General features: G+C 70.8%; 5 protein-coding genes and 3 pseudogenes. 4 read left to right on the top strand and 4 right to left on the bottom strand.

Annotated features, from left to right (window positions below):
* The first annotated feature begins 72 nt into the window (after nucleotides 1–72).
* Complete coding sequence (gene arfA, locus RH94_RS18330; RefSeq protein WP_073948644.1) at nucleotides 73–1,572, top strand: arabinosylfuranosidase ArfA; 1,500 nt, start codon at nucleotides 73–75, stop codon at nucleotides 1,570–1,572.
* A pseudogene (locus RH94_RS18325) lies at nucleotides 1,548–3,335 on the top strand (CocE/NonD family hydrolase); the annotation flags it as partial. The gene arfA and the pseudogene RH94_RS18325, both read left to right, overlap by 25 nt.
* Nucleotides 3,336–3,391: 56 nt before the next feature.
* Here RH94_RS18325 and RH94_RS18320 read toward each other — a convergent pair.
* Nucleotides 3,392–4,408, bottom strand: coding sequence for a LacI family DNA-binding transcriptional regulator (locus RH94_RS18320; protein ID WP_234425862.1), 1,017 nt, complete (start codon nucleotides 4,406–4,408; stop codon nucleotides 3,392–3,394).
* 162 nt (nucleotides 4,409–4,570) lie between these two features.
* Nucleotides 4,571–6,097, bottom strand: a complete 1,527-nt coding sequence (locus RH94_RS18315) for a glycoside hydrolase family 43 protein (protein WP_073948642.1) — start codon at nucleotides 6,095–6,097, stop codon at nucleotides 4,571–4,573.
* A 314-nt stretch (nucleotides 6,098–6,411) separates the two neighbouring features.
* Here RH94_RS18315 and RH94_RS18310 point away from each other — a divergent pair.
* Nucleotides 6,412–6,904: pseudogene (locus RH94_RS18310) on the top strand (DUF4246 family protein); the annotation flags it as partial.
* Nucleotides 6,905–7,250: 346 nt separating this feature from the next.
* Here RH94_RS18310 and RH94_RS43795 read toward each other — a convergent pair.
* Nucleotides 7,251–7,694: pseudogene (locus tag RH94_RS43795) on the bottom strand (AAA family ATPase); the annotation flags it as partial.
* A gap of 333 nt (nucleotides 7,695–8,027) precedes the next feature.
* Here RH94_RS43795 and RH94_RS18300 point away from each other — a divergent pair.
* Nucleotides 8,028–8,729 (top strand): HdeD family acid-resistance protein, encoded by a 702-nt coding sequence (locus RH94_RS18300; protein ID WP_073948640.1) that lies wholly within the window; start codon nucleotides 8,028–8,030, stop codon nucleotides 8,727–8,729.
* Nucleotides 8,730–9,219: 490 nt separating this feature from the next.
* Here RH94_RS18300 and RH94_RS43790 read toward each other — a convergent pair.
* Nucleotides 9,220–9,648 (bottom strand): P-type ATPase (locus tag RH94_RS43790; protein WP_456154170.1); only part of this gene is annotated, 429 nt, incomplete at its 5' end.

Raw genomic sequence — 9,648 nt, 5'->3', positions numbered from 1 at the left:
GGGGCGGGCCGCTGACCGACGGCACCACCCAGCCCACGACACCCCGCGCCATCCCCGGAAAGGACCGCCGCATTGCCCCGCGCCCACATCGAATTCGACAGGCAGGCCGTCATCGCTCCTGTCCGGCGCCGCACCTTCGGCTCGTTCGTCGAGCACCTCGGCCGCTGCGTGTACACCGGGCTCTACGAGCCCGGACACCCGAGCGCGAACGATGACGGGTTCCGCATGGACGTCGTCGAACTCGTCAGAGAGCTCGGCAGCACGACCATCCGCTACCCGGGCGGCAACTTCGTCTCCGGGTTCCGCTGGGAAGACTCCGTCGGCCCACGCGAAGAACGCCCGGTACGCCGCGACCTCGCCTGGCGCTCGCTCGAATCGAACCAGGTCGGCCTCGACGAGTTCGCCAGATGGCTCAAGCTCACCGACTCCGAGCTGATGCTGGCGGTCAACGTGGCCACACGAGGCATCCTGCCCGCCCTGGACCTGCTCGAGTACGCCAACCACCCATCCGGTACGGCTCTGTCGGACCTGCGCATCGCCAACGGCACACCGGAACCGCACAACGTGCGCATGTGGTGCCTCGGCAACGAAATGGACGGCCCCTGGCAGACCGGATTCATGACGGCGGACGACTACGGCAAGACAGCCGCCCGCACCGCCGCCGCGATGAAGAGGGCCGACAAGGACCTCGAACTCGTCGTCTGCGGCTCCTCCGGATCCACCATGCCGACATTCGGCGACTGGGAGCGCACCGTCCTCGAGCACAGCTACGACCACGTCGACTACGTCTCGTGCCACGCGTACTACCAGGAGCACGACGGCGACCTCGGCTCCTTCCTCGCCTCGGCGACCGACATGGACTACTTCATCGACACCGTCGTCGCGACTGCCGACCACGTGGGGCACAAGAAACGCTCCAACAAGAAGATCAACGTCTCCTTCGACGAGTGGAACGTCTGGTACCTCAAGGAGCACCAGGAGTCCGAGAAGATCCACGACGAGTGGCGCCACGCCCCCCGGCTCCTGGAGGACACCTACACGGTGGCGGACGCCGTCGTCGTCGGCAACCTGCTGATGACGCTCCTCCGCCGCAGCGACCGCGTCACCTCGGCATCCCTCGCACAGCTCGTCAACGTGATCGCTCCGATCATGACCGAGCCCGGCGGCCCGGCCTGGCGCCAGACGACCTTCCACCCGTTCTCGATCACGAGCCGGCTCGCCTCCGGCGAGGTGATCCGACCCCTGATCGAGGCGCCGACGTACGAAACGGCGCGCTACGGAGAGGCATCCGTCGTCGACGCCGTCGCGACCGTCGACGAGGACCGGGCCGCGGTCTTCCTCGTCAACCGCGACCTGGCGGAAGCCGCGCGGGTCACGATCGATGTGCGCAGCTTCGGCTCCTCGCGCATCACCGAGGCGGTCACGCTCGCCGACTCCGACGTGTACGCGAAGAACACGCTCGCCCAGCAGGACCGGGTGACCCCGGCCGCGAACGCCGGCGCGGCACTCGCCGACGGCCTGCTCGCCATCGAACTGCCGCCGACGTCGTGGACGGCGGTCGCCCTCCGGTGAGCGACGACACGAGCCCCGTTCGGGAGCCGGCCCCCCTCCGGCGCGGCGACCCGGCCCGTGAATCGCCGGACCCGGTCGCCGAGCGCCGCGAGGTGACCTGTGCGTTGCGCGACGGAACACGGCTTCGGACCGTCCTGCTGGTTCCGCACGGAACCGGGCCGTGGCCGGCCCTGCTGACCCGCCATCCCTATGACGTGACCCGTGAGGAACACGACGGGATGCTCGACGTCGGGCGCCTCGTCGCCGCCGGTTACCTCGTCGCGCTCCAGGACGTACGGGGCCGCTTCGGCTCCGAAGGCGTCTTCGACCCCTGCGCGCAGGAGGTGGCCGACGGCGCCGACGCCGTGGCCTGGCTCGCGGCACGTCCCGAATGCACCGGCACCGTCGGAATGTGGGGCGCGTCCTACGCCTCGGACACCCAGTTCAGCGCCCTGCTGGGAGGCGCCCCGGCTCTGCGGGCGATCGCTCCCGCCATGACGCCGGCGATGTCGGCGCTCGACGGTTTCCGGTTCCGCGGTGGGGTGCCGGAGATCGGAAGCACCCTCGCGTGGACGCACTACGCGATCGCCCCGGACATGATCACGCGCATCGGCTCCGCCCGCGAACGGGAGGCCGAGCGGAAGCGGTGGGAAGCGACCGAGCGAGCGATCGCGACCCGCGACGCGTTCCGGGCCGGAACCCCGCATGCCGGATGGGACGCCGAGGCGATCGTCGGGTGGGGTCTGGACCGGTTGCGGGAGCCGCTCGGGTCGGCGCGTCACCGCGATGGGAAGATCGTCGACCGGATCGATGCGATCGACATCCCGGTCTTCCTGATCGGCGGATGGTTCGACGTCTTCCTCGGATCGACCCTGGAGATCTACCGGCGGCTGCTGCACCGCGCGAAGGACACCGGCGGGCCGGTGCCTCGTCTTCTGGTCGGCCCCTGGTCGCATGACGACGTGTCGGGCCGGACAGCCGGTGTGGACTTCGGGCCGGGCGCGTCCGCCGACGATCTCGGCGGCGGCGGAGACCTCACCGCGCAGCACGTGCGGTGGTTCGACGCCGTCCTGCGCGCGGGCGCGGCGGACATGCCGCCGGTGCGCGTGTTCCTGATGGGCTCGAACCGGTGGCTCGAACTGGACGAGTTCCCCCCGCGCGACACGCGGACGCTCGAGCTGTACCTGAACGCCGGGGAAACACTCGCGACCGAGCCGGCCGAGAGCGGTGAACGGCGGCTGACCAGCGATCCGGCATCCCCGGTGCCGACGTGCGGCGGTGCGGTACTCCTCTTCGCGCCGTTCGAGGCGGGACCCGCCGACCAGACGGCGATCGAGGCGCGGCGGGACGTGGTCTCGTGGCGCACCGTGCCGCTCGCCGAGGAACTCACGGTGATGGGCGCGGTCCATGCCGTCGTCCACCTCGCGACCACGGGAACGGACGCGGATGTGGTCGTACGGCTGTGCGACGAACACCCGGACGGCGGCAGCCTCGTCGTCACCGACGGCGTGCAGCGGGGATCGGCACGGTCCGTCGACCCGGTCACGGGCCTGGGCGACAGACGGCCGGTCGAGCCGGATCAGGAGCAGGAGTTCGTCGTGGACCTCTGGTCGACAGCGCACACGTTCCTGCCGGGCCACCGGGTGCGCGTCGACATCGCACCGAGTTCGTCACCCCGCTGGGACGTCGGACGCAATGCCTTCGATCCGGCCGGGACGACCACGGAGCCCACCGCGGCGGAATACACGATCCGTCATGGCGCTGCCCATCCGAGCCGCTTCGTCCTCCAGGTCGTGACGACAGCACCGCGACGAGACCGACCGGAACGCGCCTGCCCGCGTCATCGGCGTGGCACTGCGGTTGCCGGGGCGGGTCCGGTGGAGGCACGGACGACCAGCTCGGTGGCCAGCTCCATGCGGGCGGGGGACCGGGCGCCGCCGTCTTCGCCCCGGGAGAGCTCGATCAGGAGCTTGACCGCCGCGGCGCCCAACTCGGTGCTGGGCTGTCTGACGGTCGTCAGCCCGGGGGTGATGTACTGCGCCTCGGGCAGGTCGTCGAAGCCGATGACACTGATGTCCTCGGGAATCCGCAGGCCCCGGGCATTCAGTGCGTCGTAGACGCCGAGTGCCATGGAGTCCGCGCAGGCGAAGATCCCCGTGATCCCCGGGTCGCTGTCGAGCAGGGTGTGGGTGGCGGTCGTCGCCTTGGCGCGGTTCCATCCGCCGTGGGCCACCGACACCGTGGCACTGCCGGCGGTCGCCGTGTCGGCCGCCGCACGGAAACCGTCGACGCGCGCCCGGCTGAAGAGATGGCGGGCATGGCCGGCGACCACCCCCATCCGCACATGGCCGAGGGACAGAAGGTGCTCAGCGGCCATACGGCCGCCTTCCCAGTTCGCCACGCCGATGCTTGCCACCCCTGACGGCGGTGTGCTCATCGGGTCGATCAGCACCACGGGGACGCCTGCGGCGAAGAGTGCGCCGAACTGCGCCGATGCGGGATCGACCAGCGTCCCGATCGCGCCGACGGTGCGCCTTCTCAGAACCCGCGACACCCAGTCGCCGTGCGGCTCGGCGAGCGTCAGTACGACGTCGAGTCCCGCTGCTGCCGCTTCTCGCCCGACCCCGGCTATCAGCAGGTTCGCCCATGACCCCTCGAAGTGGGTGACCACGAGATCGAGCACGTTGGACAAGCCGCTCTCGTCCCGCACGCTCTCGCCCTTGGACCCGGCCCGGCGGGTGTAGCCGACGGCTTGCACGGCTTCCATGACCTTCGCGCGCGTCTCCGCCGAGACGTCGGTTCCGCCTCGCAGCACCTTGGACACGGTGGGCACGCTCGTACCGGCGGTTTTGGCCACCAAGGACAGGGTGGGGCGTGATCCGGCTGGTCGGGGAGGCATGGGGGACAGGTTAACCCGGCGAGGAGGCCGTCCGGGGGCCGGGGAGGCACCTCAGCCGGGGGTCGAGTCGGCTGCGGACGGGTGCCCCTCGGGGTGCGGCACCCGCCCGCACACCGAGCGTCACACGGACGGCGCCGGGGCGTACTCGAACCAGTCGAAGGCGACCGCGCCCTCGGTGGCGTACATGCCGATCACACGGCCGGTGAAGCCGCAGGCGACCTCGGTGGACAGGTAGCGCCCGTCCAGTTCGGCGAGCGGCCGGGCGTCCGGAGCGTCGGGATCGCCGAGCCAGAAGGCGATGGTGTCGGGGCCCGTGGTGCCGCCGTCGGTGAGTTCGGGCGACGCGGGCACGAGGTCTGACGTCCGGATCGTCACGGTGAGGGGCAGCGGTCCGGCCGGGACCGGCCGGCGGGCCACGGTCTGGCGCAGCGGCCCGATCCGGGCGACGACGCCGACCTCCCCGTCCCCGGCCTCCACCTCGTAGTGGTGGGCCTCGTCCAGGCGCACGCAGAGACCACCGCGTCCCGTACCCGGGTCGATCACGGCGGTGACGCGGCAGTCGTGGTGCTGCTGGCGGCGGCCGAAGAAGGTGTACCCGGGGCGGTCGAGGGTGGGGCCGGTGGCGCTGAGGACCAGCCAGCCAAGGCGCTCGGTGAGCGACCAGGAGCCCTCCGGGCGGGCGAACGGCGAGATCCAGTACGGCGCGAGAGCGGGCCCGTCGAAGTCGTCGCGGGCGGGCGGGGCCGGAACGGGATGCCAGGCACCGCCCGGGGCCGCGTGGCTCTCGGGAACGGGCGCGACGACGGGCCAGCCGTCCTCGTCCCACTCCACGGGGGTCAGGAACGTCTCGCGGCCGAGCACGTGCACGTCGGGCGTGAAGCCGCGGGGGCGGACGCCGAGCAGCACCATCCACCAGTTGCCGTCGGGAGCCTCCACCAGGTCGGCGTGGCCGGTGTTCTGGATGGAGCGGGCGGTACCGCTGTGGGACAGCAGGGGGTTGGCGGGTGCGCCCTCCCAGGGGCCGCGCGGCGAGCGGCTGCGGGCTATGGACACGCTGTGGCCGCGTTCCGTGCCGCCTTCCGCGATCAGCAGGTACCACCAGTCGCCGATGCGGTAGAGGTGCGGCGCCTCGGGGTACTTGAGGCCGCTGCCCGACCACGTGGCGAAAGGCCCCTCCAGCACCTCGCCCTCGACCGGGTCGATCCTGGCCATGTTGATGCCCCCTTCGGGGCCGGAGAAGGCGCACCAGCAGGTGCCGTCCTCCTCCTCCCACGCCAGGTCGGGGTCGATCCCGGACAGGTCGATCCACACCGGGTCGCTCCACGGCCCCTCGGGCCGCTCGGCCGAGACCACGAAGTTGCCGCCACCGTCGATATTGGTGTTGATGACCCAGTAGCGGCCGTCGTGGTGGCGGATCGTGGGGGCGTAGATACCTCCGGACGCCTTGGCGCCGGGGAGGGGCAGCGGCAGTTGCCCGGGCCGGTCGAGCACGTTGCCGATGTGCTCCCAGTGCACGAGGTCCTTGCTGTGGAAGAGCGGCAGCCCGGGGAAGTACTCGAAGCTGGAGCACACCAGGTAGTAGTCGTCACCGACCCGGCACACGCTCGGATCGGGATGGAACCCGCTGATCACAGGGTTGTCGTACATACGCACGGAAACGCCTTCCCTTCGAGCCGCCGGGCATCGTGAAGCGAGCCTGGGCGAGCGTTCGGTTCTCGGTTGTCCGTTTGGTTTACGGTCCGGGTGCCGCGCCGGTTCGGGGTGGCTCCGTGAGCGGGGCGGCGGCCCATGGCGTCGATCATCGCAGGGTGGACCATGGCTTCGGAGCGGGCGGACAGGGTCTCGTGGCCCCGGGCCGGGCGGCGGTGGTGCATCAGCCGGCCCGGGGACCACGGTTGCGGTGTCGGTCTGCTGCAGTATTCTTCCCGCCCACCGCACACCGGCTGGGAGGACCAGGAGAATTGACCGACCTGCCTGCTTTCCCGCTGCCCCTCCAGGCTTCCCGTCCCCCGTGGTTCGCGACACCCCGGACACTGCGGGAACTCCAGATGATGCAGTGCAGCTCACATACCCGGGCGAAGCCGGGGTGGTTCGACAAGGTGAACGATGCCGGCATCGTCGCCAGGTGGACACAGGAAGCGCTCGCCCAGGGCCTCACCGAAGCGCAGGTTCGTTACGTGCTTGCCGAACTCCCGTAATTACGCCGCGCTGCGGGACGGACGAACCGGCGTCGAGGTGTCCGCCGTCGACGGGGTGTGGCAGTCGGACACACTGGTCGACGACCAGCTCAGAGCCCGGCTGCGCGAGGCGGTCCGGGTTTTGGAACAGGTCCCCGAAGCGGAGCGGGACTGGCATCCCGGATCCGGCGGCCAGGTCCTGGACCTGGTTCACCCCTCACTCTTCTGCCTGGTGAGAGGGGTGAGCGGGGCGCCCGAGCGGGCCTGGTGGAACCCTGTGTGTCCGTGGGAAGTTCCCGCATGCGGCGCCCGAACAGGCCTTCGAGGTGACGACCGACGGGCAGCGGCTCGGTCAGCGGCAACCGTCCGCGCAGTTGCTCCGGGGTCAGCTCGGCCGCGGCCTCGACAATGGCCAGGGGGTTGCCACCGGTCCCGGCGACGATGCGCTCCGCCACTCCGGCCTCGACGGGCCGGCCGACCGCGGTGGCCAGCAGCTCTTGTGCCTCCGGCTCCGGCAGGCCGGCGAGCCGGAGATCCGGCAACGCCTGCAGATGAGGATCCGGCTCCGTGGTCTCCCGAATCGCGAACAGCATCCCGATCCTGTCGGCCAGCAGCCGGCGGGCCACGAAGCCGAGGACGTCGGCGGACTCGCCGTCCAGCCACTGCGCGTCGTCGATCACGCACAGGACCGGCCGGACCTCGGCGGCGTCTGCCAGCAGCGTCAGCACGGCCAGACCGACCAGGAACGGATCGGCCGGCGGCCCGCTCACCAGCCCGAAGGCCACGCCCAGCGCCCGCTGCTGTGGCTCGGGCAGCCGATCCACGGCGGGCAGGAAGGGGACGAGCAACTGGTGAACGGCAGCGAAGCCCAGGGCCGTCTCCGACTCGACCGCCACCGTCCGGACGATCTGCAGGCCCGCGGCACGCTCGACCGCGTAGTCGAGCAACGCCGACTTCCCCACTCCAGGCTCCCCACGGAGGACCAGCACACCGCTCATCCCGGCCCGCACGCCGCCAAGCACTTGGTGGAGCGCCTGTTTCTCCGCGCGGCGGTCAATCAACCGCACTCAACGACCGTGATCCTGATCGCTCTTTTGTGCAGTTCCCCGCCGGCGGCATCCACGACCCCCACCGGAGCGACGACACGTCACCACTCCCACGGGATCACCGGCCCTATGCCCGACCAGCGGAAACGCAGTCCTCAAGTGCGGCAGCAGTCCCTCGGGCACGCGGTCCGTGAGGGTTGTCGCCCCGGAAGCTTGCCGTGCCGGTGTGCAGGGTCGGAGAAGATCGCTCGCGCCACGAACCCCCGCCGTCTCCACCGCGCGACATGAGGCCGATCGGGTGACGATGGACGTGTACTGACGTGACCACGCTGCTCCCAGAAGGAGGCAGGCGTCATGACATCTCCTTCCGATTCCGCAGGCCCCGTTCCCCCGCGCGGCACCGAGCCGCGAACGCGAGAGACACCGCAACCGCAAGAGACGCCCCCGGTCGAAGGCATGGCCGCCCTGGCGAACATGGGCTGGCAGATCCTGCTCACCATGGGCCTGGCCACCATCGCCCTGGGCGTCATCGCCCTGGTCTGGCCGGGCGCGACGCTGCGGGTCGTCGGCGTGCTCTTCGGCGTCTATCTGCTGGTCACCGGTGTCTTCCAGCTCGCCGGTGCCTTCGGCGTCCACGTCCCCCGGCATCTTCGCGTACTGCACTTCATCACCGGCGCGGCCTCCATCCTGCTGGGATTGATCTGCTTCCGGGGCACCCTGCAGTCGATCCTGCTGCTCGCCCTGTGGATCGGCTTCAGCTGGCTGCTGCGCGGCACCCTGGAGACGGCCGCGGCGGCCTCGGTCCAGGACATGCCGGCCCGCGGCTGGCACGTGGCCTTCGGCATCATCGGTGCTCTGGCCGGCATCGTGATGATCATCATGCCGTTCGCCTCGATCGCGACACTCACCCTGGTAGTCGGCGTCATGGCCATAGTCCTCGGCCTGACCGAGGTGATCCGCGCCATCAGGACGCGCGTCGAGATCGGCCATCTCGCACCGGGCACAACCGCCCAGCGGCGCCCCCTGTTCCACGCCCGTCCGCACCCCCAGCACTGACCGGCGGAGCCGGAGCGGCCGGCCGCGGCGAGCGGCGACATCGCGCAACCTCCGCGTGTCGTCGGCCGACGAGCGGACCTTCACGCTCATCGCAGTGGGCGCGGCTGTGGCGGCGATCCTGGCGTCGCGCGGCGCGCCCAACCGGCCGGGGCGCTCTCGGACATCGGCTCACATCGGCTCATCAGGGCCGGAGCGCGCTGGGCCTCCCTGCTCGCGCTGCTGGCTCCAGGAATCCCGTTTGTGTGCGCTTCCCCAGGCTCTGAAGAGCAGACGTGGGCCGAGAGGCTGAAGCAGCCGAAGGCAGCCCGGTCAACGTGGTCGGCGAGCGCCCGCGCGCATCGAAGCCTCCGCCACGGCCGAGGACGCCGGGGTCCAGGCGCTGGCCACCGAGTTCACCTTTGTTGCATCAGGTGTCCGCAAAGGGGCGGGCTGACACGACCGCAAAGCCGTCTCGCCGGTCTTGGCCTTTGGGCCACCGCCCACCTTCTACCTACTGGCCAGGGCTTCGGCCTCCGAACGGGCCGGCAACGCTTCCAGCGCAACGGATTCCGCCTCCAGGATCGTCGATCAGCGGCTTGTGCAGCGCCACGTTGATGATGAAGACCGACGTGGTCAGTGCCCCGGCGACGTAGACCAGGAGCATGGAAAAGCGGCGCAGCCCCACCTGGAACTCGGTCTCCAGCAGGTGTCCGCCCAACCCGGCGGCGATCTTCCCGAACTCGGCCTCGGCGCCGGTGGCCACCACGACACCGCGGCCGCTTCCGGAGTGGACCACGGTGCCCATCAGGGCGCATCCGGACAGCTCCGCCAGTGGCGTGCCGGCCGGGACCGGGGCGGGGTCCTTCGCGACCGGCAACGACTCACCGGTCAGCACCGACTCGCCGCACTCGAGCCCGGCTGCCTGGAGCAGCCGTAGATC

This window comes from Streptomyces kebangsaanensis, from assembly GCF_001906585.1.
GTDB lineage: Bacteria > Actinomycetota > Actinomycetes > Streptomycetales > Streptomycetaceae > Streptomyces > Streptomyces kebangsaanensis.
The sequence above is the reverse complement of the archived record's forward strand: the minus strand, read 5'-3'. Positions and strand labels throughout refer to the sequence as shown.

Coding starts and splice junctions, on each gene's coding strand:
- RH94_RS18315 (WP_073948642.1), bottom strand. CDS start 6,097: ATGTACGACAACCCTGTGATCAGCGGGTTCCATCCCGATCCGAGCGTG.
- RH94_RS18300 (WP_073948640.1), top strand. CDS start 8,028: ATGACATCTCCTTCCGATTCCGCAGGCCCCGTTCCCCCGCGCGGCACC.